At 41.0% G+C, this 26,257-nt stretch carries 21 protein-coding genes; 2 read left to right on the forward strand and 19 right to left on the reverse strand.

Annotated features, from left to right (window positions below; all coding sequences use genetic code 11):
* Positions 1 to 612 precede the first annotated feature (612 nt).
* The 16 genes from V6C11_RS08885 to fusA all read right to left on the reverse strand — a co-directional run bounded on the left by V6C11_RS08885 (position 613) and on the right by fusA (position 22,227).
* Entirely contained in the window at positions 613 to 1,854 is a 1,242-nt protein-coding gene (locus V6C11_RS08885) for an L-lactate MFS transporter (protein WP_333530786.1), read from the reverse strand.
* 528 nt (positions 1,855 to 2,382) lie between these two features.
* Positions 2,383 to 3,564 carry an acetyl-CoA C-acetyltransferase gene (locus V6C11_RS08890; RefSeq protein WP_333530787.1) on the reverse strand — a complete coding sequence of 394 codons (1,182 nt, stop codon included), beginning with the start codon at positions 3,562 to 3,564 and terminating at the stop codon, positions 2,383 to 2,385.
* Positions 3,565 to 3,912: 348 nt separating this feature from the next.
* The gene (locus V6C11_RS08895; RefSeq protein WP_333530788.1) at positions 3,913 to 5,073 is read right to left on the reverse strand and encodes a (Fe-S)-binding protein; all 1,161 of its coding nucleotides are present in this window, start codon (positions 5,071 to 5,073) and stop codon (positions 3,913 to 3,915) included.
* Between the two features lie 397 nt (positions 5,074 to 5,470).
* Positions 5,471 to 6,610 (reverse strand): acyl-CoA dehydrogenase, encoded by a 1,140-nt coding sequence (locus tag V6C11_RS08900; RefSeq protein WP_333530789.1) that lies wholly within the window; start codon positions 6,608 to 6,610, stop codon positions 5,471 to 5,473.
* A 236-nt stretch (positions 6,611 to 6,846) separates the two neighbouring features.
* Positions 6,847 to 7,659: a CoA-transferase subunit beta gene (locus V6C11_RS08905; RefSeq protein WP_333530921.1), complete on the reverse strand. Its 813-nt coding sequence runs from the start codon at positions 7,657 to 7,659 to the stop codon at positions 6,847 to 6,849.
* The gene (locus V6C11_RS08910) at positions 7,656 to 8,615 is read right to left on the reverse strand and encodes a CoA transferase subunit A (protein ID WP_333530922.1); all 960 of its coding nucleotides are present in this window, start codon (positions 8,613 to 8,615) and stop codon (positions 7,656 to 7,658) included. Before V6C11_RS08910 ends, V6C11_RS08905 begins: the two co-directional genes overlap by 4 nt.
* Positions 8,616 to 8,684: 69 nt before the next feature.
* On the reverse strand, positions 8,685 to 9,827 hold the full coding sequence (locus V6C11_RS08915) for an acyl-CoA dehydrogenase (protein ID WP_333530790.1): 1,143 nt from the start codon (positions 9,825 to 9,827) through the stop codon (positions 8,685 to 8,687).
* 128 nt (positions 9,828 to 9,955) lie between these two features.
* A complete protein-coding gene (locus tag V6C11_RS08920; RefSeq protein WP_333530791.1) occupies positions 9,956 to 10,738 on the reverse strand; it encodes a short-chain-enoyl-CoA hydratase in 783 nt (260 codons plus the stop codon).
* A 17-nt stretch (positions 10,739 to 10,755) separates the two neighbouring features.
* Positions 10,756 to 11,610 carry a 3-hydroxybutyryl-CoA dehydrogenase gene (locus V6C11_RS08925; RefSeq protein WP_333530792.1) on the reverse strand — a complete coding sequence of 285 codons (855 nt, stop codon included), beginning with the start codon at positions 11,608 to 11,610 and terminating at the stop codon, positions 10,756 to 10,758.
* Between the two features lie 45 nt (positions 11,611 to 11,655).
* Positions 11,656 to 12,834: an acetyl-CoA C-acetyltransferase gene (locus V6C11_RS08930; protein ID WP_333530923.1), complete on the reverse strand. Its 1,179-nt coding sequence runs from the start codon at positions 12,832 to 12,834 to the stop codon at positions 11,656 to 11,658.
* Positions 12,835 to 12,951: 117 nt separating this feature from the next.
* Entirely contained in the window at positions 12,952 to 13,122 is a 171-nt protein-coding gene (locus V6C11_RS08935) for a Com family DNA-binding transcriptional regulator (RefSeq protein ID WP_333530793.1), read from the reverse strand.
* An 84-nt stretch (positions 13,123 to 13,206) separates the two neighbouring features.
* Positions 13,207 to 14,184: an electron transfer flavoprotein subunit alpha/FixB family protein gene (locus tag V6C11_RS08940; RefSeq protein WP_333530794.1), complete on the reverse strand. Its 978-nt coding sequence runs from the start codon at positions 14,182 to 14,184 to the stop codon at positions 13,207 to 13,209.
* Between the two features lie 15 nt (positions 14,185 to 14,199).
* Positions 14,200 to 14,967 carry an electron transfer flavoprotein subunit beta/FixA family protein gene (locus tag V6C11_RS08945; RefSeq protein ID WP_333530795.1) on the reverse strand — a complete coding sequence of 256 codons (768 nt, stop codon included), beginning with the start codon at positions 14,965 to 14,967 and terminating at the stop codon, positions 14,200 to 14,202.
* Between the two features lie 524 nt (positions 14,968 to 15,491).
* A complete protein-coding gene (locus tag V6C11_RS08950) occupies positions 15,492 to 17,525 on the reverse strand; it encodes a (Fe-S)-binding protein (RefSeq protein WP_333530796.1) in 2,034 nt (677 codons plus the stop codon).
* Between the two features lie 444 nt (positions 17,526 to 17,969).
* Complete coding sequence (locus V6C11_RS08955; RefSeq protein ID WP_333530797.1) at positions 17,970 to 20,054, reverse strand: sigma 54-interacting transcriptional regulator; 2,085 nt, start codon at positions 20,052 to 20,054, stop codon at positions 17,970 to 17,972.
* Positions 20,055 to 20,223: 169 nt separating this feature from the next.
* Entirely contained in the window at positions 20,224 to 22,227 is a 2,004-nt protein-coding gene (gene fusA, locus V6C11_RS08960; RefSeq protein ID WP_333530798.1) for an elongation factor G, read from the reverse strand.
* Between the two features lie 381 nt (positions 22,228 to 22,608).
* Here fusA and spoVB point away from each other — a divergent pair, with 381 nt between their 5' ends.
* Both spoVB and V6C11_RS08970 read left to right on the forward strand, forming a co-directional pair.
* On the forward strand, positions 22,609 to 24,156 hold the full coding sequence (gene spoVB, locus V6C11_RS08965) for a stage V sporulation protein B (RefSeq protein ID WP_333530925.1): 1,548 nt from the start codon (positions 22,609 to 22,611) through the stop codon (positions 24,154 to 24,156).
* 203 nt (positions 24,157 to 24,359) lie between these two features.
* On the forward strand, positions 24,360 to 24,527 hold the full coding sequence (locus V6C11_RS08970; protein ID WP_333530799.1) for a small, acid-soluble spore protein, alpha/beta type: 168 nt from the start codon (positions 24,360 to 24,362) through the stop codon (positions 24,525 to 24,527).
* A 58-nt stretch (positions 24,528 to 24,585) separates the two neighbouring features.
* Here the strand turns inward: V6C11_RS08970 and surE are convergent, their stop codons facing one another.
* The 3 genes from surE to folE all read right to left on the reverse strand — a co-directional run bounded on the left by surE (position 24,586) and on the right by folE (position 26,253).
* On the reverse strand, positions 24,586 to 25,350 hold the full coding sequence (gene surE, locus V6C11_RS08975) for a 5'/3'-nucleotidase SurE (protein WP_333530800.1): 765 nt from the start codon (positions 25,348 to 25,350) through the stop codon (positions 24,586 to 24,588).
* A gap of 10 nt (positions 25,351 to 25,360) precedes the next feature.
* The gene (locus V6C11_RS08980; RefSeq protein ID WP_333530801.1) at positions 25,361 to 25,543 is read right to left on the reverse strand and encodes a YpmA family protein; all 183 of its coding nucleotides are present in this window, start codon (positions 25,541 to 25,543) and stop codon (positions 25,361 to 25,363) included.
* Positions 25,544 to 25,689: 146 nt separating this feature from the next.
* On the reverse strand, positions 25,690 to 26,253 hold the full coding sequence (gene folE / locus V6C11_RS08985; RefSeq protein WP_333530802.1) for a GTP cyclohydrolase I FolE: 564 nt from the start codon (positions 26,251 to 26,253) through the stop codon (positions 25,690 to 25,692).
* Positions 26,254 to 26,257 lie beyond the last annotated feature (4 nt).

Below are 26,257 nucleotides of genomic sequence, written 5' to 3' on the forward strand. Positions count from 1 at the left end.
GCAACCAAGTCTAATAAACGACAAAAAACCCCCCGATGACTCAAGAGGTTCCCATAGCCACACCCCCCGTCTCGGTCCATCGGCTCCAAGCGGAAAAACACCTGCTATGTTTTTTTAGTTCATGGTTTGGTGCAGTTCCCATTAGGATACTACCCGTCTGTACCATAATATTTTACCTACCTTTACTTGGTCTTTTAAGCACAACCACTTAGGGAAGTAAAATGAAAATAGAAAGTGCAATATTTATACCAAAGTTGTCACTATCTGTCAACCCTAGTAATAATGGGTCGATCAGCAATTCGTTATTGTAACCACGCTAACAATAGTTGCAATATAGCAACATTTCTAACTCGATGAAAGGTATATGTAGTCTCTTACTATTTCTGTACTTTGTAATAGCCATGCCTTTGTTGCTCAATTTAGAATGTTCAAACCCATTATGCAAATAAATCTATTTAAAAATATATTACAGGAAATCTACGTTGCAGTAAACCAAGATATGTTGCATTATTGCTTTTGGAGACCGTTGACCATAACTAATCAACGGTCTCCTTTAATTAATTAAAAGTATTCAACTAAAAATTTAAAACCAAATACGCCTAGTAACCTTCGTTACATTGACACGCCACTGTTACGGTACTCTAATTGAGCCTTAGGAGGCTTAGCAAGGTAGCACATAACTGCTGCCGCAGCGGAGAGGACACCACCAATCATAAAGGCTGTAGCATAGGAACCAGTGGCATCAAAAATCATACTGGATATCATAGAACCAAAAACACCGCCTACGCCCCAACCGGTAAAGACAAAACCGTAGTTTAAGCCAAGGTTCTTGGTACCAAAGAACTCAGCCGTGGACGCAGGGAAAATAGCGGCAATGGAGCCATAGCAAAAGGCCACAATAATCAAAGCAAAGGCAAGTACATAGGGTGAATTAATAAAGTTCAGGGTAAACATGGTTACAGCTGAAAGACCGAAGTAAAAAGCACAGGTTCCAGGACGACCCAGTTTGTCAAATAGGAAACCAGAAGATGGTCTGCCTAAAGCATTGGCTATGGCTAAAATGGCTACCAAAATGAAGCCCCATTGAGCACCTTGAAGAGCCATAATTTTAGCTGCGTGTCCGATAACAATTAAACCTGCAACAGCAGTGAAGGCAAAGCTCAACCAAAGAATATAAAATTGCGCGGTTTTAAAAATATCCTTTGTTTCATATTGTAATACCTTTACAGGTGCCGCATTCGACTTAGCACCGCCGCCACCCATTTTAGCTAGTTGCTCACTCCATTCCTTTGGAGGGATTGCAAAAAATTGAGCACATAAAACGATAACGATTGAATAAGCAACACCTAAAATTAAAAATGATTGCTGAAGTCCATAGATGCCTAGCAAATAGTTTACCAGCGGAGATGCATAAAGAGAAGCACCACCAAAACCTGCCACAACAAGACCTGTGATTAAGCCTTTTTTATACAGTGGGAACCATTTTATTACAGTAGGAGTTGCCGCACCATAGCCAAGGGCTAAACCCATACCTGTTAGTACACCAAAACCCATCATTGCACCATTAGGTGTTAGTGACAAACTAGTAACAATCAAACCACCGCCACATAATAAACCGCCAATGGAAGCTGTTATACGGCCACCTAGCTTATCCTGCATCCGACCAGCAGGAACCATTAGGAGGGCAAATAGGGCGATGGCCACAGTGTAGGGCATTGTTGCCTCAGTAACAGACCAACCTAAACTTGCTACTATTTCTTTAGAAAATACACTCCAAGTATAGAGAATACCAAAGCATAAGTTCATTCCTATACCAGCTATAAGGACAGTCCAAGCACGACTTTGATAATTCATCCAAGCCCCTCCTTAATTCTTAAACTCTCTCAACCTTTTCAAGCCTTCCTTCAATATAAAGTTATTATACTTACTCTCAGAAAACTACATCACCCCCTCAATAATTAGTTACTGTAAAGCATCCTTTACAAAAACGTAAAGAACTTTTTGAAATTTCATCAAATTTAATAAATTTTGATTATTTATTCTCGTTCAATTATATTCACTTCAATAGTATATTGGACTGAATTTTAAAAATTTTACATATAAATATTATTCCAAAATTTGTGGGTAGAAACGACTAAAGATGGAATCTTTAGCCGTTTCCAAATCATTTACCTCTTATTGATTTTACGCCAAATATTCATTTTTTGAGCTTTTTTATGATATTTTATATATTTAGAATATTAAATCAATTCAGTATTTAATTTTACTTATTATATAAATAATATAAGTAATATAAGTAATATAAGTAATAGGTTGTTGTTGAAACGACTAGAGCCGAATGGCTTTAGTCGTTTCAACCCTAATGGTCATTACTCTCATTAATTACCTAGCAATAATAAGGGCTTGACCCATACCGCCGCCTATGCACAGGGTAGCAAGGCCATAGCGAGAATCTCTGCGCTGCATTTCATGGATTAAGGTAACGAGGATACGAGCACCACTGGCACCTACAGGGTGACCTATTGCAATGGCTCCACCATTAACGTTAACTTTTTCAGTTGGCATTTCCAGATCTTTTACAACTGCCAGGGATTGGGCTGCAAAGGCTTCGTTGGCTTCAATAAGATCAATATCAGCTATTGTCATACCAGCCTTTGCTAAGGCCTTACGGGTAGCAGGAATAGGACCTAGACCCATAACTGCAGGATCTACACCACCGGTTCCTGCGGATATAATTGTGGCTAAAGGCTTGAGGCCTAACTGGTCAGCTTTCTCTCTGGACATAACAACCAACGCTGCAGCTCCATCGTTAATACCGGAAGCATTACCGGCGGTTACAGTACCATCTTTCTTAAAGGCAGGTCTTAATTTACCCAGTCCTTCCAGAGTTGTGCCACGTCTTGGGAATTCATCCGTATCAAATACTTTGGGGTCACCTTTCTTTTGAGGAATTATAACAGGGACGATTTCATCTTTGAATTTACCTGCATCAATGGCTGCAATAGCTTTTTCTTGGCTGGCTACGGCAAATTTATCTTGAGCTTCACGGGTTAAGCCATATTGCTCGGCAATGTTCTCGGCTGTAATACCCATGTGATAATGGTTAGTAGCACAAGTCAAGCCATCTTTAACCATGGTATCAGTAATTTTTCCATCGCCCATGCGATAACCATAACGGGCTTTTTCCAATGTATATGGTACAATACTCATATTTTCAAAACCACCTGCTACTACGATATCTGCATCACCACAGATAATGTCGTTGGCAGCCATGGCTACTGTCTTTAGACCTGAGCCACAAACGATATTTACACTATAGGCTGGAATTTCAACGGGAATACCTGCTTTTAAAGCTGCTTGACGGGCAGGGTTTTGTCCCTGGCCTGCTTGAATAACGTTGCCTAGGATTACTTGATCAACTTGTTTTGCTTCCAAACCAGCGCGGACCAAAGCTTCCTTAACTGCAATGGCACCTAAATCAGAAGCAGGAATATTGCTGAGGGTACCTCCAAAACTACCCAATGCGGTACGAACCGCGCTGACAATGACAACTTCTTTACTCATAATAATCAGTCCTCCGTTTTTTATTTATTCTGCATAATTAATTAAGCTGTTGCAAATTTGAGTAAAATAAAGATTTAAAGAATATAAGGTGTGGGTCAGCTTATGACCAGTTAATTAAGTTAGGAATACATTTTTTTGCATAAACAATATGGGTTTTTGGGAGGTATAGTATCACATAAATATTCCATTAACCCAAATAAAATGTCAAATTTTAATATTTATTCTCAAGCAAGAAGATTTAGAAAAGTATGATAAATAGACTATTCTATAAATTCTCTTAAAAACCTGCAAAGTTGCAGGTTTTAAGAGAATTTATTTTTATAGTTTTTTATTTATTTCATGTAAGTACTATTTTAAATTTTCCTTAAGGATTTCACTGATGTCCTTAACTTTTATTTCGTCGTCTTTATTTAAGTTTTTAACACTATCTTCCATCATAACTACACAATAAGGGCAGGCAGTAACAAGGATATTCGCTTCTTTTTCAGCAGCCTCAGCTACTTTGAAATCGGAGAAACGTTGTCCAGGTTCGGTTTCCATCCATATACGTGCTCCGCCGCCGCCACAGCATAGGCTATCGTTTTTAGATTTTCCATATTCGATTGTTTCAATTCCGGGGACTTGAGACAATAGATCCCGGGGGGCTTCGAAAATTTGACCATGACGTCCTAAGTAACAGGGCTCATGATAGATAACTTTTTGACCATCAATATTATTGAAGGCAAGCTTACCTTCTTTGACTAAGTTTTCAAGTATTTCTGTGTAATGATAAACCTCAAATTCACCGCCAAATTCAGGATAGTCATTTTTGAAAGCTGATAGACAGTGGGGTGATGTGGTAATAATCTTTTTAACACCATTCTCTTTAAAGAGCTTGATGTTTGCTTCAGCTAACATAGAAAATTCAGTTTCAGCACCAATCTTACGAATGGATTCGCCGCAACATTGTTCTTCGTTACCAATAATTCCAAAGCTTATTTCAGCTTTTTTAAGAAGCTCAGCAATAGATTGGGCTATTTTTTGGCTTCTGCCATCAAAGGCTGAAGTACAGCATACATATAAAAGGTACTCTGTGTCAGGTGTAAATTTGTTAATGTCCAGGCCCTTAGCCCAGGCATCCCGCTTTTCTCTTGGCTGTGACCAGGGATTACCTTGACTGTTGATACTTCCGACAGCTGCCTTTAGGTTTTTGGGGATACCACCCGTTTCACCGATTACACTACGCATAGCACGTACTACATCCGTGATTTTTACCCCGCGTGGGCAACGGGTAACACAGTGTCCGCAGGTTGTGCAGGCGTATAGTATATCATCGGTTTCATAACCATCAATACCCATCCTACCCTGATAAATCATTTTACGAATATTAAAGTGGCTTTTTTCCTCTAATCTACCCCAGGGACAGGTTCCGGCACAGGTCCCGCACTGCATGCAAATGTTAATGTTGTCGCCACCCATCTCTACAATAGCGTCTCTGACTTCTAAAAAATAAGGTGCTGCTTCTTTCATAATCTCTCCTCCTAAATGTCAAATTGTGTTAGGAAACTCAGTGGTTCCCAGGTGCCAATAATACCTTGATGCCTCCAAAATAGGTACCATCGGCAAAATAACCCTCCCTATATATACATTTTTTATAGGGTACGTACTCCAGATGACATCCCATTATTTCTAAAATTGGTACAATTAAGACCAGAGTGCTCGTGAGATTCCGTGACTAAATTAGATAAATTGCAAAAAATATAAAAAGGCCGAAATATATATTAGTCCTCTGAATCTTCACTATGTGAATAAAATAACAGAGGAATGCATTCTTAATCTATTCTATTTGTTAATAAGTTAATTAAATAATTCTAAGAATTCGGGTAGAGTAACGAAATATCTCGTTGCTCTACCCGAAAGTGTCTAATTATCTGAGAATGCCAGCAGCAATAACAATACGTTGAACTTCGCTGGTACCTTCATAGATCTCTGTAATCTTAGCATCACGCATCATGCGCTCAACGGGATACTCTCTGGTGTAACCGTAACCACCGAAGATTTGTACAGCTTTGGTGGTAACTGCCATAGCAGTTTCAGCAGCATGCAGTTTAGCCATAGCGGATTGCTGGCCATAAGGAAGTTTGGCATCTTTTAGATAAGCAGCTTGATATATTAACAATCTAGCAGCTTCGATTTGGGTAGCCATATCGGCTAACATCCAAGCAATACCTTGGTTAGCGGAAATGGGCTTGCCAAATTGCTCACGGATTTTACTGTATTCTACAGCAGCTTCAAAGGCACCTTGGGCAATACCTAAAGCTTGGGAAGCAATACCGATACGTCCGCCGTCAAGGGTCATCATAACTTGCTTAAAGCCAGCGCCTAGCTCGCCCAGTAAGTTTTCCTTAGGAATTCTGCAATTTTCAAATACTAATTCATAGGTTGCGGAAGCACGAATGCCCATTTTGTGTTCTTTTTTACCAAAGGTAAAGCCAGGGGTATCCTTTTCAACGATAAACATGGAAATACCTTTAGCTTTTTTCTCTTTATCAGTAACAGCTATAACAATATAAGTTTCTGCATAGAAACCGTTGGTAATAAATATTTTAGTACCGTTAAGTACCCACTCATCGCCATCTAAAACAGCGGTGGTCTTTTGACCAACAGCGTCAGAACCAGCAGCGGGTTCAGTTAAACCAAGAGCACCGATTTTTTGACCGTTTGCTAGAGGAACCAGATATTTTTTCTTCTGTTCTTCGGTACCAAAGGCATAGATAGGCCATGCGCATAGGGAGGTATGGGCAGAAACCAGAACGCCGCTGGAAGCACATACACGGCTCAGTTCTTCTACTACGATAGCATAGCTAAGGTTGTCCATGCCGGAACCTTCATATTCTTCGGGGAAAGGAACGCCAGCAAGACCCATTTCAGCCATTTTGGTCCATAGGCTGTAATCATACTGCTCATTCTCATCCATTTCTGCAGCTTTAGGCTTAATTTCGCCCTCTGCAAAGTCACGCACTGCTTTACGAAGCATTTCCTGCTCTTCAGTTAGTTTAAAAATCATTCACTTTTCCTCCTCGTATTTGATTTTGACAGGGCTGCCGATATATTTTTTCAGTGCCGGTTGAGCATTCCTAATGTTAAAAAAGCTAGGTCCACCTTATAAGTTCTATATATAGGTTATAAGGTGCCAGTGCCACACTGTGGCGGCACCGGCTGAATACGACCTGATAAAATCTTAGTTCAATCAATAGAAGGAATAAGGGGTAACAGGTAACCAACACTGGCCGACAGGCATATTTAGGGTAGGAATATACCCTCTGGATCAATCACCTTATACAGTAGTTCAAGCTCATGGTAGGTAGGTGGTTTGGTTTCCCCACTGACTCTGGAGATATCTAGGTCAAACTCACAATTATCCTTAACATCTTGGGCTGTGAAACCAGGATGATAGGTATCTAGGTACATTTCACCGGTTTCTTGATCAAAGCGGAAAACAGCCATATTGGTTATAACAGCCGATGGTCCACCCCGATGGAATTTGCCATATAACTCCTGCTTAGGAACAAATTTACGGCCGGGGAATGTAGGCACTCTCCATCCCGGAGAGGTAACATAGCTAACATTATCCACAAAGCGGCGTTTTTCTTGAACCATCATAAATACAGTTCTTTCAGCTAAGGAGTTAATATCGGGGTTACCGCCACTGCCTGTTAGTCTGGCTGAGGGATTTAAATAGTCTCCCATGGCGGTGGTATTCACATTACCATATTTATCAATTTCTGCCCCACCTAAAAAGGCTAGATCGACACCGCCTTTATGGAGTTGGTTAAATACATCAAATAGACCGGAAGCAATGGCACCGCCATAGGCACAACGGGCATCACCTACTGAGGTGGGTAAATGAATGGGTCTACCATCGATTGATCCAGCCTCGTAGATGCAGTAAGCACCTGGAGAGGTTGTTTTTTGGGCAAGCATGATAGCAAGCATTGGTAAACCTGTGCCGGCAAATACCACTTCGCCATCATTAACTTCCCTAGCCGCAGAAACAGCTAGCAAATCGATGATTTTGTATTCACCCGGTTTAGCAAACTCATGGCTACTCATTATCTCGCCCCCCTCTTCACTTTACTTGAATAATTCAAGGCAGAGTTAGCACGTAAATTCTCTAAGCGTCTAACGCCTAATTTTTCGAGGTACTCATAATGATCTTTAACCCCGAAGACCCATTCTTGTGCCCAAGCATCAAAACCTTCTTGGGTTCTGGTCTTATTATAAAAGTCACGAATAAAATCACCATCTACTTCATACTTGCCGTAGCAACCAGTTGGGTGACCCGCCATGGGTAATTCAACAATGGCATCAACCAGATAAGGGGGGATAAGGTTGCGATCCGGCTCACGACGGATGTATTCTTCAGGCACAACTTCTTCAGCAATGACAATTATTTTATCCGCTGCTTTAGCAGCTTCTTCGTCGGTATATTTCTGCCCGTTGATTCTTACAGTACCTTCTTCACCCACCTGTTGTGCAAGCATGATGCATACATCTGGCTTAGCAGCAGGAATATGGACGAGTTCGCCCATGTCATAAAAATTGTCTTTAACAACTTCAAACTTAGCAGCAGGTATTTTGGGGTTTTCCCCATTCCGTAAGCCATGAACTGCCAAAGAGTCTAATTCTGGATTAAGAATATCGGTACCCATAGCAGATGCTGTAGGCAGGTAAGGTACCCCCATCGCTCCGGCCATTAAACGTAAAACCATATGCACGTGACTATAGTCATTGGCAATGATTTCACCTTCTTTTACCTTACGCGAAAAGTTACCACCTAACTTACCAAACAACTCATGACCTATCCAACAGGATTCCCAAATCTTTACACAACCTGCGCCGATCAAAACCTCACTATGGGTGCCAGAGTTTACTTCCATTAGATGTAAATTCTTTTTTCCTTGCCGTACAATTTCATAAACTGCGGCCATGGGGCGCCGCCAAATCGTGAACCCGCTGAAAGTAAGCATGTCGCCATCTTTGATCAGGCTGATGGCTTCTGTTAGAGACATCCTCTTACTAGACTTTGTCACTAACTGATACCTCCTTTTATATATTTGGGTTTATTCCTCACTAAAAACCTATTTAAGGAGGTTTTTAGCAATAACGATTCTTTGTACTTGGTTGGCACCTTCATAGATTTGAGTGATTTTAGCATCTCTCATGTAACGCTCGATTTGGTACTCTTTGCAATAACCGTAGCCACCAAACAATTGTACGCAGTCCGTGGTTACTCTCATGGCTGTATCCGTGGCAAACTTTTTAGCCATAGAAGCTTCCATTGCATGCTCTAGGCCGTTGCTCTTTAACCAGGCTGCACGGTATACCAGCAGACGGGATGCATCAATTTCTGTCTGCATATCAGCCAGCATAAATTGAATACCCTGTTGTGCAGACAGAGGTTTGCCAAACTGCTCACGGGTCTTGACATAGGGAATGGTTAAATCCATAGCACCTTGGGCAATACCTAAGCCCTGGGCACCAATGGTAATCCGACCACCGTTTAAGAGACCCATGGCCACGTTAAAGCCTTTACCTTCTTCAAGTAAGCGGTTTTCAACCGGTACTTCGGCGTCTTCGAAGGTCAAGGTTACGGTAGCAGAACCATTTAAACCCATTTTTTCTTCTGGCTTGCCAATGATCAGGCCAGGAGTATCTTTATCAATGATCAGGCAGGTAACTCCATTGTAATTTTTGGTAGTTGGATCGGTGCGAACAAAGGTCACATACATATCGGCATAGCCACCGTTGGTAATGAAAATCTTACTGCCGTTAACGATGTATTTGTCACCTTTCCGAACTGCCGTACATTTTAAAGCAGCAGCGTCAGAACCAGCCTGGGGTTCAGTAAGGGCAAAGGCTCCCAGCATGGTACCTTCACATAACGGCTTCAGGTATCTTTCTTTTTGCTCATCGTTACCAAACATATAGGTAGACATACAACCTAACCCGGTGTGAACAGAAAGAACAACGGCTGTTGAAGCACATACCTTAGCAATTTCTTCTACTAGGATAGCAAAAGTTACGTAGTCAGAACCAGCACCGCCGTATTCTTCGGGGATGGGAAGACCCATTAGTCCCATATCGGCTAATTTCTTAATTGTATCAAGAGGGAACTGGTGGGTATGGTCAGTTTGAGCAGCAATTGGAGCTATTTCTTTTTGAGCAAATTTACGTATTGTGTCTCTAAACATTTGTTGTTCATCGTTTAACCTAAAATCCATACATTGACACGTCCTCTCTAGTACTGTTTATTGCTAGGAGCTGCTTAAAACAGTTGTTTTAGGAACTATAATGGTGGGGAGGAATTTCACTGATAAATACCAGTGAAATTCCGGTTTAAATCAAAGGGTTACTTACCAGTGAAACTAGCCTTTCTCTTTTCAACAAAGGCAGTCATACCTTCTTTTTGATCCGCAGTGGCGAAGCATAGACCAAATACCTCTGCCTCGTATGCCATACCTTTATCAGCATCCATTTCCAGACCTTGATCGATAGCAGCTTTGCAAAGACGAACAGCTACCTGACCCTTGGAAGCAATCCGACCAGCCATGGCTTTACAGAAATCTAATAATTGATCTTCCGCAACTACATGGTTAACCAGGCCCATACGATGGGCATCTGCAGCACCAATAATATCACATGTATAGATCAGTTCCTTAGCCCGACCTTTACCAACTAAACGAGGTAATCTTTGGGTTCCAGCGAAGCCAGGGGTTACACCAAGACCAGCTTCTGGTTGACCAAATTTACTCTTTTCAGTAGCAACCCGAATGTCACAAGCCATGGCTAATTCACAACCGCCGCCCAATGTAAAACCATTGATGGCTGCGATAACAGGTTTGTTCATATACTCCAACTTTTTGAATACATCTTGACCCAGAATAGCAAAGGCACGGGCTTCAAGGGCATTCATATTCTGCATAGCAGTAATATCTGCACCAGCCACAAAGGCTTTCTCGCCTGCACCCTTAAGGATTACAACAAAAATCTCGTCATCAGCAGTAATAACGTCTACAGCTTGACCAATTTCTTTAAGAACTTCTGGGTTTAAGGCATTGAGGGCCTTGGGGCGATTGATGGTCAACAAGGCAATATTGCCTTCCTTTTCCAGTAGAAGGGTATTAAATTCCATCAGGTTGACCTCCTAATTTATTTATTATACTCGTAGAAACCTTTACCAGACTTACGGCCTAACCAACCAGCTTTAACATATTGACGGAGCAGTGGGCAAGGACGATACTTGGAATCAGCATAGCCTTCATGCAGTACGTTCATAATAGCAAGAACGGTGTCCAAGCCAATCAGGTCTGCCAAAGCAAGAGGTCCCATGGGGTGGTTGCAACCAAGCTTCATTACATTGTCAACACCCTCTGGGGTAGCAATACCTTCATAAACACAGAAAATAGCTTCGTTAATCATTAATTGAAGTACACGGTTGGATACAAAACCAGGAACATCTTTAACTTCAACCGGAACTTTACCTAGTTTAACGCTCATTTCTTCAATGGCCTTGTAGCATTCATCCGATGTAGCAATACCACGAATAACTTCAACCAATTTCATAACAGGAACAGGATTCATGAAGTGCATACCGATTACTTGAGCAGGACGCTTGGTGCATGCAGCAATTTCAGTAATAGGTAGGGAGGAAGTATTAGTAGCTAAGATTGCGTGTGGGGGGCAAATGCCATCTAAATCAGAAAATATTTTAGCTTTAAGTGACATATTTTCAACAGCAGCTTCAACTACCAGATCGCAATCCTTCGCATCTTCTAAACTGGTAGAAGGAGTAATGAGAGCAAGAGCAGCATCCTTAGCTTCTGCTGTCATTTTACCTTTGTCTACACTGCGGCTTAAATTTTTAGTAATGCCGGCAATGCCTCTTTCAACAAATTCTGTTTTTATGTCATTTAAAACGACAGCAACGCCTGTTTGAGCAAAAACCTGGGCAATACCACTACCCATTTGGCCAGCACCAATGACCATCATCTTTTTAATTTCCATGATTGTCCTCCTCATCTAATAACTAGTATTATCGATGGTGGCTAGTTATTCCACCTTAATCATCATTGCATCACCTTGGGCTGCACCACTGCAGATGCAGGCGATACCATATCCGCCGCCGCGTGCTCTTAGAGCAAAAGCTAAGTGCATCAGGATACGTGCACCACTGGCACCAATTGGGTGACCATAGGCGATGGCTCCGCCATCTACGTTAACACGATTGGAGTCCCAGCCAGCTATCTTCCCACTGGTCAGAGCAACGGCAGCAAAGGCTTCATTGGCCTCGATCAGATCGATCTGATCAATCGTCATACCTTTTTGTTTTAAGAGTTTTAATGTTGACAATCCAGGAACAGTTGCAATATATCTTGCTTCCTGAGAAACTTCTGCGTGGCCTACGATGGTTGCCAAAGGCTTAAGGCCAAGTTCATTAGCTTTTTCACGAGACATAAGCACTAGGGCACCGGCACCATCATTAACCCCGGGAGCATTGCCGGCAGTAACAGTACCGTCTTTAGCAAATACAGGGGGCAACTTAGCTAATGCTTCGATGGTGGTATCTGGACGGGGACCTTCATCGGTATCAATAATTGTTGAACCCTTCTTGCCAGGTATTTCAACTGGCACGATCTCTTCTTTTAAACGACCGGCTTTTATTGCTTCAGAAGCATATAATTGACTTCGTAAAGCCCACTCGTCTTGAGATTCCCGGGTAAGGCCAAATTCATTAGCTACTTCTGAGCCATGAATTGCCATATGACGATCATAGAAGGAGCACCAGAGGCCATCGTTAACCATCAGGTCTTTCGCCTTTTGATCCATCATACGAGCACCCCAGCGCATACCAGGAAGGAAATAAGGAGCATTGCTCATGCTTTCCATACCGCCTGCGACGGCTATATCAATCTCACCTAGACGAATGGCCTTATCAGCCATGGATACAGTAATTAAACCAGAGGAACAAACCTTATTGACAGTGATTGAGGGGACTTCCCAAGGTAAACCCGCTCTGCGAGTTGCCTGACGGGAAGGAACTTGACCGCAACCGCCTTGTAGAACTTGACCCATATAGACATAATCAATTTGCTCTGGAGAAATCCCCGCACGTTTGACTGCCTCTTGAATGGCAATGCCGCCCAGATCGACTGCTTTAAATGATTTTAAACCGCCGGCAAAGCGGCCGAATGGGGTTCTAGCAGCACTAACTATAACGGTTTCCTTCATCAAACCCGCACCTCTTCTTCCTACATCTTATTCGGAAAAAAAGCCCCGCAGACAAATTGTCTGGCGGGGCTCTAGGCTCTCAACGCAGAAAATCTATAACACTTTTGTTTTTAGTTGTTATTTTACAGCTAGTGACTTGTTGCAGGTAATTTCTTTAGCCTCATCCGTAAGATAGACACTATTAAGCTTATTTATTTGTCCACACCGCGGGCATTTAACCTCAAGCATCTGGCAATTACGATACCTCGCTAAAAGCTTCTGACATTTTGCGCAACGGAAATCCTGCAACCTCCGCTCACTCCTTTTTAGGTCAATTTATTTAGAGGTAATCCTATTTACAACAGTTTATCCATGCTCCGCGGGGACATCTAATTAAGCTAAAATTTTCTGAAGCTCTTCTTTTAATAGAGGAACTACTTCAAAAAGGTCTCCTACAATACCATAGTCAGCCATTTTAAAGATGTTGGCTTCGGGATCTTTGTTGATAGCAACGATGCATTTAGAGGAGCTCATACCAGCTAAGTGCTGAATAGCACCGGAAATACCGCAAGCAATATAGAGGTTGGGAGAAACGGTTTTACCAGTTTGACCAACCTGTTGAGCCTGTGGGTACCAACCAGCATCTACCACTGCCCGGGAGCAACCGACAGCAGCACCAAGGGCATCGGCAAAATCTTCAAGTAATTTCATGTTTTCGGGGCCTTTTACGCCACGACCAGCAGAAATAACAATGCTAGCTTCAGTAAGCTCTGGGCGGGAGGAAATTGCCATAGCAACTTCTTTAACGATCTGACGGATATCTCCGGTTACTTCTACATTTATAACCTCTGCTTGTTTGCCAGCTTGAGGTTCATTAATTGCCAATACGTTGGGACGCATTGCAGCGATTGCCGGGCGAGCTTCAGGGCATGAAGCTGTTACAAAGGCCTTACCAGCATAGAGGGGGCGATCAAATACTAATTGTCCGCCTTCAGCCTTAACAGTTACACAGTCAGAAACCATACCGGTTGCCAAGCGTTGAGCTAAGGAAGCACCCAGGTCACGGCCTACTGCAGTATAACCAAAGAAGATTGCACTGGGCTCATTGGCTTTTGCCAGGTCAGCCAGTGTGCTTACATAACCATCATTTGTATATTCAGCTAATTTATCATTGTCAGCTACATAAACCTTGTCCGCACCATATTCACCAAGGGCTGCAGCTATACCAGCAACATCTTTACCAAATAATACAGCACATAGTTCTTCACCCAGGCTGTCAGCTAAACCGCGGCCTGCGCTTAATAATTCGTAAGTAACTTTTTTGATTTTGCCATCACGTTGTTCTGCAAATACCCAAATACCTTTTGCCATTGGCCATTCCCTCCTTTATATTACTTTTGCTTCTTCGCGCAGAAGTTTTGCTACTTGGCTAGCAGCTACAGCAGGTTCATCGGTAATAACTTTTCCGGCTGCCCGAGCTTCTGGCAAATAGATATTTAAGGTCTTTACTTTTGCTGCAACAGCGGCAGCATCCAGTCCTATGGCATCCAATCCAACTTTTTCAATTTTCTTTTTCTTAGCTTGCATAATTCCCTTCATAGAAGGATAACGAGGCTCGTTTAAGCCCTTTTGGCAAGTTACCACTGCTGGAAGAGGAACTTCAATAATGGCAGTACCACCATCTATTTCAGTGGTAGCAGTGGCTTTACCACCAGCTACTTCTAATTTAATTGCTAAGTTAACCAACGGAATATTTAAAGCTTGGGCAACACGGGATGCCACTTGGGCAGAACCATCATCAATTGCCCGCCACCCAGCTAAAACTAGATCATATTGCATACCACCAATAGCTTTGCCTAAAGCAGTGGCTACACTATACTCATCAGCATCAGCCAGGGCAGCATCTTCAACTACATAACCGCTGTTGGCACCCATAGCAAGGGCTTGACGTACTGTTTGGTCTACATTTGAACCTACAGATACGATTGTCACTTCACCCTTGTTGGCTTCTGCGATTTTTAGGGCCTCTTCAATAGCAAACTCGTCATAGGGGTTGATAATTTGGGTGATACCGTCACTGTTAATTTTACCATTGGCGATTTTGATAGCTGCTTCGGTATCAAAGACTTGTTTAACTAACACTAAGATTTTCATACGCACCCTCCTTTTTACTTATATAAAATTATGAGCAGTATTTTTTGTTTGGCTCATAACTTTAGGACTTGCTTAGAAATTCCAATGCTTGTTTTCTTGTTTTACAGTGCAAATATCATACCAAGTTTGTCCACTTTCTCAATAACACCGTAAAATCACGGTTTTTTCGCGAATAAATACGTAGTGCAATTGTTACATTAGTTGCAATCGTTTTATATTTGCAACAACCAACAAGCCTTGGTTTTTATTTTTTTATTGCAATAGAGAAAATATTTTGTCATTACCACTTTATGCCAATATTGCTAAAAGCCACACACTATCGAATTTCATAAATTCAAAATAGTCAAAAAATATGATTTTTGATAATATTCGGCATATTTTTAAAGATGCTTCTTTTAGAATTTGGCCCCCTTTCTTTTGTTTCCCCAATGCAACAAAAAATGTAATTTTGCAACAATATCTTCTTTGATATAAGGGTGATAACCTCACCCTTATATCAAATACGTTTGTTTTAAAGGGTTGCTTTACTGCAGATTTCTTTCAACTAATTCAGCAATATCGAAGGCTTTAATATTTTCAGTTGCTTCTTTATCCTTAATACCATCTTCCATCATTGTGAGACAGAAAGGACAGTTAGTTGCAACGACCTCTGCATTTGTATCCAATGCCTGCTCAGTACGCATAACATTTATACGTGTGCCATGTTCTTCTAGCCACATCCGGCCACCACCGGCACCACAACAAAAGCCTTTGGTTTTATTTTTGGACATTTCAACCAAATTAATGCCAGGCAGTGTACCGATGATTTGTCTGGGAGCTTCATACTCATCATGATAACGACCTAAGAAGCAGGAATCATGATAAGTGATCTTTTTAAGAGCATCGGCTTGTTTAAACTTAAGTTTTCCTGCCTTGATTAGCTGGTCAATTAATTGGGTATGGTGTATTACTTCATAATTTCCACCAAATTGTGGATATTCATCTTTTAATACGGTCATACAGTGTGGACAGGTAGTAACAATTTTCTTAACGCCATAACCGTTTAAGGTCTCTACATTATTATTAATCAATTCTTGTGCTAAGTACTCATTACCTAAACGTCTAGCTGAATCACCGCAGCATTTTTCTTCGGGACCAAGAATAGCGAAATTAACTCCTGCGGCTTTCATAATTTTGACTAAGGCTGTTGCTACCTTTTGACTACGGTCATCAAAGGCACCTGCACAGCCCGTGAAGTAAACAATATCGACATTGCTATCATCACTTAATAATTTAACATCTAAATCCTTAGCCCAATCTCCTCTGGAGTTCCAACCAATGCCCCAAGGGTTGAAGTTACGTTCCATATTGGTAAAAGCCAATTGAGCTTCTGCCGGAAAATCACTTTCCATTAGAACAAGGTTTTGTCTCATTTGAATAATTTTAGGTACATGTTCGTTCATTACTGGGCATTGCTCCATACAGCTTGCACAGTTGGTGCAATCCCAAATTTCCTCTGCACTAAATACATCCGGTACCAAATTCTTTTCGAAAACTTCACTGGTGGCTGCCGTTTCATCAGCAACTATATCAGATATAGTGGTGGTTCCTAATTTAGGTCCCATGGCTTTGGCCGTTTCATCAACATGCACCCTTAACTTATGAATTAAATGTTTCGGGGACAGATGTTTGCCACTGAGATAAGCTGGACAGTTAGCCTGACAACGGCCGCACTCAGCACAGGCATAGCCTTCCATTAAATCCTTCCAAGTAAATTGCTCTAATTTAGCTACACCATATTGTTCAACACTCTCATCCTCAAAATTGATGGGCTGAATCATCCCGCCCCGGGGCTTTAGTGTACGGAAAAAGATATTTAAAGGTGCAAAAACTGGGTGTACGTGTGGTGAATAACGGAAAAATACCATGAAGCCGGAAGCAAATATTGTGTTGACCCAAAAAGAAACTTGGAATCCAGTTTCCAAACTTGATTCCGACATGCCGCTAAATAAACTGCCAAATAAAGCAGTAGCAGGGGCTAAGGCATAAACACCGGTTGTATCCATTGCGGCTTTAAAGCCAGTTCCTACGAATACAGAGGCAATCAAAATAGTAAGACCAGAAACCATTATTAATATTAAATTTTCTGCGGGTGTCCCAAAGGGCTCGGGATCCAATCTTTCTATCTTGGAGACCCAGCGACGCCAACCGGAATATAAAATTCCTACAATTGCTATAATTCCGAAAATATCAGTCACTAAATAAAACAGAGAATTATTACTAACAAAAGGAATTACAAAACCAGGAAATAATGCGGATAACATAAATTCAACAATTCTTAAACCAGCAATACTGGCACCGAAAAAAATCATGACGTGCATAATGCCGCCCTCGGCCTCATTAAGCACCTTCTTTTGTCCCAGTGCGTTTACTAAGACACCTTTTAACCTCTCCCCAAAATTGTCTGATCGGTCATCTTTCTTGCCCAAAAAAGCTGCATTTAATCGCTCTTGCACGCCTTTAACCATATTAAAAAGGCCAAAAGCAATTATAGCAGCGAATACAAAGATTTTGATCATGTTAAACTCTCCCTTCAATTAATATTTTTATATAAGAACTAGATGCGTTCTTAACACTGTTTGTATTATGCAATGTTCATACCAAGATTGTCCTAGTCATGATTTAGTTCGTAAAACCCTTAGTCTTTCGCTAATTAATTAAATATTAGACTTGAAACATTCTTAACAAGTGTGGCATTTTATCAACAGGAATACGGGCCTTGAAATTTAACTTGGTTTTAGCTTTGTCTGTTGCTGCCAGTCATTTACGAATCCTTTCATGACAAAATTCCCAAAATCATGAGCAAATAGGCGTCGTTGTTAAAATATTTACAAAAATCATAAAATTTTGTCTTATGCAAAAACAAAACTTACGGTTATTACATTGCTCTTGAAATATTTAACCTTGTATTTTTAGTTTCCAAAACGCAACAAGATATTGCGTTTTGGAAACATTCAAAACATTTATATTTCTTTGCTAATTCCATATTTGGCTGCTTTTCGAACAATGGTCGAAGCGTCCACCTTTAATAATTTCGCCATTTGCCTGGTTGTTCTGCACTCAGCATAGGCCTTTTCTAATACTTGTTTCTCAACACTTTCCACCGCATCTTTTAGAGGCATTAAGCCTGAGACTTGTACATTTAAAACCTCCAGATTATCTCCCCTTAAATTTGATGGTAAATCGTCCTTTGTTAGTGTATCTCTGGAGGAAACGACGACTAATCTTTCGATTAGATTCTCTAGTTCCCGAACATTGCCTGGCCAATCATACCTCAGTAAAATATCAATCATGTCCTGGGAGATTCTTTTGTTAAGCTTATATTTTAGGTTAAACATGAGAACGAAATGAGTAATCAGGACCGGAATATCCTCTTTTCTTTCTCTAAGTGGCGGAACATTAACGGGAACTACATTTAATCGATAGTATAAATCCTCTCTGAACTCTTTATTTTGTACCATCTCGAGTAAATTACGGTTTGTACCAGCCAAAATACGCGCATCAATTTTAAGGGGCTTTTCCCCTCCTACCCGGACAATTTCTCGACTCTGCAAAACCCTTAGGAGTTTAACCTGAAGATTCAGCGGCAGATCCCCGATTTCATCCAAAAATAATGTTCCACCCATGGCCAATTCAAAGTATCCCGCTTTCCCTTGTTTCTTAGCACCGGTAAAGGCACCATAATCATAACCAAATAATTCTGACTCTAACAGGTTTTCCGGTATGGCACCGCAATTAACCTTAATAAAAGGTCCATCGTATCGGGTACTGTTTTTGTGCAAGGTTTCGGCAATTAACTCTTTACCAGTTCCAGATTCACCAGTAATTAAAATTGTTGAATCTACCTTAGCCAACCGCATGATAAGACCCATAAGATCCTTCATTTTAGCTGAATGAACTACCATTTTATCTGAACCAGCATAACGTAAGGTACGCAATTGTTTCTCATAGTGTAAACTTAAACCACGGGCTTGTTCCAATTCTTGTTTTAATAAATTAAGCTCCGTGATATCACGAACATTACTAACCACTCTAAAGATATTGCCGTTTCTATCAAAAACAGGGTTACCGGTGGCTAATGTAGTTTTACCGCTCTTATTTTGTTGAATGATCGTAACGGGTTCCTTGCGTTCTAATACCAATGATGTAACTGATTCAGAGACAATCCCTTCCCTGATTATATCCTTAATATGTCGGCCCAAAAAGACGGAGCTATCCACACCGGTTATACGCTCATAAGCTTTATTAACGCGAAGAGTAAAACCTTCTCCATTGGTTATATATAATCCGTCAAAGGAAGATTCTATAATGGCATCTAGTTCCTGATTTAATTCCTTAACATATTTTAGTTCCCTGGATATTCTCTCCAGTTCGGAAAAATGTTGAAAAACTGCCACGGCACCAAAAATCTTATCCTTTATTTTAACAGGGGATATATTGGAAATAAAGCATTGGTTATTTAGCATGATTTTTTGCATGTGTTCTTCTTTTCCGGTTTGAATAACATTCGTCATGCCACTGTTGGGGAAAAATTCTTCTATGTTTTTACCCTTTACATCCTGAGCTGTCAGTCCTAGAAATCTTTCTGCGGATTGGTTAAATACCTTGATATTCCCTTCTTCATCGACTGATACGATGATATCGTAGATGGAGTTAATGATTGTGTCTAGTTCGCAGGAGATATCCCGATAAAAATCCATGAATACTCGCAGTAAGTCCGTGCGGGTGATTATCCCTATTACTTTATTGCCTTCTACAATTGGCAACCAGTTTAATTCTTGAATTAAGAGGCTATCCACATGATCATCGGGATAACCTGTCTTAATCTCCTGTTCCATTAACTCACCAATGGGGGTCAGTATATTAAGTCCTTCACTGACCAATTTATAAATCTGGTTTTTTGTAAAGAGGCCAATAATTTGTCCGTTGTTGTCGATGACCGGTGCTCCATCCAACCCTTGGTTTAGAAAGATTTTAGCAACTTCTTGAGCAGTTTGTTCGGGTGTTAGGGAAATTGGATTGGTAGTCATAATTTCACGAAGCTTCATTGCACCACCCCCACTAACCTTAACACAATTTTACGGGAAATGAAATGCAATCTTTTTCTGAAAAATGTGACAATATTCGACATTTTTCATTTGATCGCAAAGCCTAATTAAAAAGGGAGTGTCGCTTGCTATATGAAGTAGTGGCGACACCCTCTTTACCTTGTTGCATTTATTTCGCTTCTTTTTCTTCCTTGGCTTTCTTAATGACCATTTCTGCTTCACGACCAGAGAACTCTTCGTAACTGGCGAATTCCATTGTGAAGGAGCCACGGCCTTGGGTCATAGATTTTAGGTCAATGGCATACCGATACATTTCTGATAAAGGAACTTGAGCTTTGACGATCACATTCTTGCCCAGGGCTTCGGTACCTAGCACACGACCTCTTTTGGTATTGAAGTCACTGATGATGTCACCCATGAAGTTCTCCGGAACAGTAGCTTCAACGTTTTGAATAGGCTCTAATAAAACCGGGCTGGCTTGGTCACATCCCTTTTTAAAGGCTAGATGTGCTGCAATCTTAAAAGCCATTTCCGATGAGTCCACCGGGTGATAAGAACCATCATATAATGTGGCTTTTAGACCGGTTACAGGGAATCCTGCCAAAACCCCTTCTTCAAGGGCTTCTCTAAGTCCTTTTTCTACGGCTGGGAAAAAGTTTCTGGGTACTGCTCCACCAAATACTTCTTCTCCGAAAATAAAGTGTTCATCGGATGGTTCAAAACGAATCCAAGCATGACCATATTGACCACGTCCACCGGATTGTTTTTTATGCTTACCCTCCACTTCAACCTTTTTACGTATGGTCTCACGGTAAGGTACTCTTGCTTCCTCCAGTATTACATCAACACCATATTTTTTCTTTAGCCGGTCAACCATAATTTGGGTCTGGGCCTCACCCATGGTAATGAGCAATGTTTGTTTGGTTTCAGTATTTTTCTGAACCTTAACGGTAGGATCTTCTTCCATTAATTTAAATAAGGCATCGCCTAGTTTGTCTTCGTCATTTTTACTCTTTGGCATAACAGCAATGGTTAGGGTTGGCTGAGGGAAATTAATACCTTCTAATAATTCAGACTTATCTTTGTGAGCCAGGGTATCTCCTGTGGAAGTATCCTGCAGTTTAACGAGTACAGCTAAATCTCCGCAGGGTACTATATCGGTTGGTACGGTTGTTTTACCACGCACATAAAGAATTTGACTGAGTTTTTCTGGTTTTCCTTTGGAAGCATTGACAATGGGGGAATCATTTTTTAATTGCCCTTTAAACACTTTTATGAAATTCATTTTTCCAACATAGGGGTCAGCAATGGTCTTAAATACCAGGGATGAAACCGGGCCATCTTCCACCTGTGGTGCCGGGAAGTATTCCGCCAAGAAATCAAGTATTTGAGACACACCAATGTTTTTTGTGGCACTGCAAGCTAGAATTGGCACCACTTTGCCCATAGCCAGAGACTTACGGAAACCATCATTTATTTCATCGGCGGTTAGTGCTTCGCCTTCAAGGTATTTCATGGTAAGATCATCGTCACCCTCAGCGGCAGCTTCTATAAGGGTTTCATAATAGAGCTCTAGTTGATCCGTTAAATCATCAGGTACAGTAGTTTCCTTACCCTTTCCTTCTCCTTCGAAGGCTTTTTGTCCCATTACATTTACGATACCTTTAAAATCATTAAAGGAGCCAATGGGCAATTGAATAGGTACAAAATTAGCTTGAAATTTATCCTTTAATTCATCGACTACCTTGTCAAAGTTCGCATTTTCACGATCCATTTTGTTAATAACTACTATCTTTGGTAAGTTTGGTGCCATTTCCCAAATCGTTTCGTGCTGTACTTGAACACCATCTACCGCAGATACCACAAAGAGAGCGCCATCCACAACACGTAAAGAGCCTTTAACTTCACCAATGAAATCAGAAAACCCTGGGGTATCCAGTAAATTTATTTTCGTGTTATTCCATTCAACCGGGACCAGACTTGTGTGGATGGTCATTTTGCGTGCGGTTTCTTCAGGGTGGTAATCAGAAACAGTTGTTCCGTCATCTACTCTGCCAAGTCTGGAAAGAGTACCGGTATTAAACAACATAGCTTCTACCAAAGATGTCTTGCCAGAACCGCCGTGGGCCACCACTGCAACATTTCGGAGTTGGTTGGATTGGTAATTTTTCAAAGTTCAGGCCTCCTTTTGTAAATAATGGTATCCCTAATTGGTAATTTATATACCCTTACCCATTATTTGTTGAATATGAGTATGTAGGTAATTGAAAATAAAATTATGTTAACATTTCTACAAGTCTAATCTAAATCCTCTTAATTTAACGAAAATTGCTTTAAATTTTTTAGAAAAGCTTGGCTCGCGCCAAATTTATAGCGCACCTTTAAGGGCACAAGCAAGCCTTAGCTTTTCTGAATACGATCATCCTTAAAATCTTATGCTTTCTGGTCGTGTTATAAAGTGATTTTCATTAAGCCTTCTTTTCATACAGAAGGGTTGTCAATCATACATATAATTAAAGATTATCTGGCTTGCCAGTACGAAAGGAAAATGGACATGTCTCGACAATCCTTTGTGACCGGTGCTTTAATCCTGCTATCTGCCAGTTTTATCAACCGAGTAATTGGTTTTATTTATCAAATGGTTATTATACGATTAATTAAACCAGAAGGCGTAGGCTTGTTCAACATGGTTTTTCCCATCTATATACTGGTTATGGTACTGGCCAGCATGGGAATACCCGTAGCAATTGCAAAACTGGTGGCAGAGGAGGTTGCACGAAACAATATCCGAGGGGCTAATCGAATATTTAAAATTTGTTTATCGATATTAATTGTTTCTAGTATCTTTTTTACAACGTTGTTAATCCTTTGCGCCCCGCTTTTAACAAAATACTTGTTTCCAAATCCAAAGGTTTATTATATCTTTCTTTGTCTTGTACCCGGCATAATTGTAGTAGCAATTTGTTCAGCCTTTCGTGGTTATTTTCAAGGCTTGCAGCAAATGACGCCAACAGCTATAACACAAACTCTGGAGCAGATCGTGCGGGTGGTTACCGGCCTATTTATAGCCTATCTTTTGTTGCCAAGGGGTGTGGAATTCGCCGCCATGGGGGCAGCCCTAGGTGTTGTTATAGGAGAAGTAGCCGGTTGCCTGACGATGATATATCTTTACTTTAATCGTCAGAGACCCTATTCGGTAGGACCAAATATTTATCCAGAGCCAGTCAAAACTACCTTAACTCGTATATTCGGCCTAGGTATACCTGTTACTTTGACAAGATTCTTTAGCACATTAATATTGTCTGTGGAAGCGGTATTAATCCCTCAGAGATTGCAGGCGGCAGGCATGTCCGTAAGTGATGCAACCTCGGCATATGGCCAATTTGTTGGTATCGCTGAGGCTTTATTATTTACTCCTTCCATGATCACCATTTCCTTAGCCACCGCACTAATACCTGCTATTTCAGATGCCCTAGCCCTAAACAACTACCGATTAGTCCAAAACCGAACCTCCAAGGCATTACGCATTACTTTTTGTGTCGGGTTTCCCTGTATAGCGGTCTTCCTTTTGCTTCCCAAGGAAATGTGTGGTGTGCTTTTCGGCTATGCAGATGCAGGAGTTATATTAGGTGCTTTTGCCATAGGAGCTCCCTTTTTATACTTTCAACAAACAACAACGGGTATTTTACAAGGAATGGGTCAAGCTATGATACCTTTTAAAAACATGATGGTTGCCTCGATTATTAAAATTCTTGGGCTATATTACTTAATTACTTTGCCTCAATTTGGTGTCTTAGGTGCTGCCTATTCCATGAATATTGGTTATATCACCATGGCATTTTTAAATTATCTCAATTTGCGTAAATTAATTGGTTATCAAATTAATTGGTCCCATGATATCGTAAAACCTTTTTTAGCAGCATTGGGTATGGGATTGGTTATCTGGCAGGTAAAATCATTTTTATCATTTTCACCTTTATTTACTTTGTTGGGTGCCTTGCCGGCAGGATGTATTTCTTATCTTTTCTTTCTGTTTTTATTAGGGGGAATTCACCGGGATAATATTAAATTTATAAAAAATATAATTGACAAACGTGCCTAAGAAATATGGTTTTTTCGCCAAAATCTTAGCAAAATATTATTTGCAAAAGTATCACAAACTATCATTAGAAATTTCCCTGAACCAAGCTTCAGTGATAACCTTTTCTTTTACCGCCGAATGCTGTCTCAGGCTACGATTCACGCAAACTGAATTTATACCTGTGCAAGAATATTCGGCGAAAAAATTTACGAGGAGGAATCGTCATGGGTCGGGATAAAGTTATGAATTGGAAAATGAAGCATTATGCTGCTAACCAGCAAGGCGTTGAGGGTTTAATTTTAGGGGAACATAGTGACTATGGAAACTTAACTTCCCGTCAATGTGGCAACTTTGTAAAAATTGCCTTAGAAAGAGCCAATGAATTAGTATAATTGTATAAAAAAGAAGTGTCGCAGCTACTTATTAGTGTGCGGCACTTCTTTTTATTATCTATATCTTGGTCGGCAGCCAGCCGATCATTTTGTTTTTAAAGGAGTAATCCGTTAGATCTAAAAGTAAGGGTGTTATGGATACATACCCATTGTTTATAGCAGCTGCATCGGTTTCTACATCATCATCATCAAGATTGTATGGTTCCCCAGCCATCCAAAAATAAGTCTTACCTCTGGGATCTACTCTTTGATCGAAACATCTAATATACCGGCGGCGAGCCAATCGAGTAGCTTTCATGCCCTTTCCGTCATAGTTATTCGGTATATTTATATTTAACAATGTTCCTTCTTTAAGGGGATTTTTTGCAATTAATGGGATAAATTCCTTCATAAATTCCGCTGCTGGTTTGTAGTTGAGCTTATCCCAAGCTGCCAAAGAGACTGCAATGGCTGGAACATGGTTAATGATGGCTTCATAGGCCGCAGAAACTGTGCCAGAATAGAGTACATCCGTTCCTAAATTAGGACCTAAGTTAATGCCAGAAACAACTAAATCCGGTGGTTCAGGTAGTAGGGATTCCAAGCCCAACTTAACACAATCCGCAGGGGTTCCGTCAACCAACCACCCCTTGGCATGACCGGACTTAAACTGGTAGTCCTTTGCCCTGAGGGGACGAGTTACCGTAATACCATGCCCGCAGGCACTCCTCTCACGATCCGGTGCCACTACGTAAACCTCGCTGGTTATCTGCTCCAGAGCCTTTCTCAGTTCCCCGATACCATCAGCATAAATGCCATCATCGTTGGAAATTAGAATGCGCATTTACAACCTCCTAAGTTTCATAGATAGAAATTGTCATATTACCGTTTTTATCCTTTGTTAGGCCAAAAATTATTTGTTTTTCCTTTAGTGTACGATTTAGAAAATCTACAATTTTATACATTTCTGCATAGTTGGAAAAACTCCTTTGGGCAATTAATTCGAGCTTGTCAGAACCTTTGTTTTCAGAACTCATAATATTCCTCCAATTTTACTTATAACCATTGGTTGTTGGGGTCAAACCCAGCCGTCAGCCCTCATCTTTTTTGCCTTTCCTTCTCTGGAGTCTTTTCAAAGGAGCCCTGGCCCTTAGGCTGATGGCTGACGGCTAGACCCCAAAGACTATCTCTTAAGAATGAGACTCAGTGCTTCGGCACGTGATGCCTCGTTCTTTTTGAAAATACCCCTCACCGCAGAGGTAACAGTATGAGCACCTGGGGATCTGACGCCTCGCATGGACATACAGAGGTGTTCCGCCTCCACTACCACTAGAACACCGTAGGGATTTAGACGGGACATGATAGCATCAGCAATTTGTGTGGTTAGCCGTTCCTGAAGTTGGGGCCGGCGGGCATAGCCGTTGGCTAGTCTGGCCAATTTAGATAATCCAGTTACCTTGCCATTCCTTGGTATATAACAAACATGAGCTTTGCCCGTGAAGGGAATTAAGTGATGCTCACACATACTAAACAATTGGATGTCCTTTACCAACACCATTTCCTCATGTTGTTCTGAAAAGGTTTTGTCCAGATGTTCTTGGGGATCTTCTGCTAGTCCAGAAAAAATTTCCTGGTACATTTTTGCTACCCTGGCAGGGGTTTCTACAAGCCCTTCTCTATTAGGGTCCTCTCCGATGGCCTCAAGTATCATTTTCACAGCCTTTTCGATTTTTGGTAAATCGAACATTGTC

Origin of the sequence: Desulfotomaculum sp. 1211_IL3151, from assembly GCF_036763075.1 — a bacterium.
In the GTDB taxonomy this organism is placed as follows: Bacteria; Bacillota; Desulfotomaculia; order Desulfotomaculales; family Desulfotomaculaceae; genus Desulfotomaculum.

What these genes read in the sequence shown, in the direction of transcription:
- V6C11_RS08885 (WP_333530786.1), bottom strand. Translation starts at nt 1,854, where the DNA reads ATGAATTATCAAAGTCGTGCTTGGACTGTCCTTATAGCTGGTATAGGA.
- V6C11_RS08890 (WP_333530787.1), bottom strand. Translation starts at nt 3,564, where the DNA reads ATGAGTAAAGAAGTTGTCATTGTCAGCGCGGTTCGTACCGCATTGGGT.
- V6C11_RS08895 (WP_333530788.1), bottom strand. Translation starts at nt 5,073, where the DNA reads ATGAAAGAAGCAGCACCTTATTTTTTAGAAGTCAGAGACGCTATTGTA.
- V6C11_RS08900 (WP_333530789.1), bottom strand. Translation starts at nt 6,610, where the DNA reads ATGATTTTTAAACTAACTGAAGAGCAGGAAATGCTTCGTAAAGCAGTG.
- V6C11_RS08910 (WP_333530922.1), bottom strand. Translation starts at nt 8,615, where the DNA reads ATGTCTCTAACAGAAGCCATCAGCCTGATCAAAGATGGCGACATGCTT.
- V6C11_RS08915 (WP_333530790.1), bottom strand. Translation starts at nt 9,827, where the DNA reads ATGGATTTTAGGTTAAACGATGAACAACAAATGTTTAGAGACACAATA.
- V6C11_RS08920 (WP_333530791.1), bottom strand. Translation starts at nt 10,738, where the DNA reads ATGGAATTTAATACCCTTCTACTGGAAAAGGAAGGCAATATTGCCTTG.
- V6C11_RS08925 (WP_333530792.1), bottom strand. Translation starts at nt 11,610, where the DNA reads ATGGAAATTAAAAAGATGATGGTCATTGGTGCTGGCCAAATGGGTAGT.
- V6C11_RS08930 (WP_333530923.1), bottom strand. Translation starts at nt 12,834, where the DNA reads ATGAAGGAAACCGTTATAGTTAGTGCTGCTAGAACCCCATTCGGCCGC.
- V6C11_RS08940 (WP_333530794.1), bottom strand. Translation starts at nt 14,184, where the DNA reads ATGGCAAAAGGTATTTGGGTATTTGCAGAACAACGTGATGGCAAAATC.
- V6C11_RS08945 (WP_333530795.1), bottom strand. Translation starts at nt 14,967, where the DNA reads ATGAAAATCTTAGTGTTAGTTAAACAAGTCTTTGATACCGAAGCAGCT.
- V6C11_RS08950 (WP_333530796.1), bottom strand. Translation starts at nt 17,525, where the DNA reads ATGATCAAAATCTTTGTATTCGCTGCTATAATTGCTTTTGGCCTTTTT.
- V6C11_RS08955 (WP_333530797.1), bottom strand. Translation starts at nt 20,054, where the DNA reads ATGAAGCTTCGTGAAATTATGACTACCAATCCAATTTCCCTAACACCC.
- spoVB (WP_333530925.1), top strand. Translation starts at nt 22,609, where the DNA reads ATGTCTCGACAATCCTTTGTGACCGGTGCTTTAATCCTGCTATCTGCC.
- V6C11_RS08970 (WP_333530799.1), top strand. Translation starts at nt 24,360, where the DNA reads ATGGGTCGGGATAAAGTTATGAATTGGAAAATGAAGCATTATGCTGCT.
- surE (WP_333530800.1), bottom strand. Translation starts at nt 25,350, where the DNA reads ATGCGCATTCTAATTTCCAACGATGATGGCATTTATGCTGATGGTATC.
- V6C11_RS08980 (WP_333530801.1), bottom strand. Translation starts at nt 25,543, where the DNA reads ATGAGTTCTGAAAACAAAGGTTCTGACAAGCTCGAATTAATTGCCCAA.
- folE (WP_333530802.1), bottom strand. Translation starts at nt 26,253, where the DNA reads ATGTTCGATTTACCAAAAATCGAAAAGGCTGTGAAAATGATACTTGAG.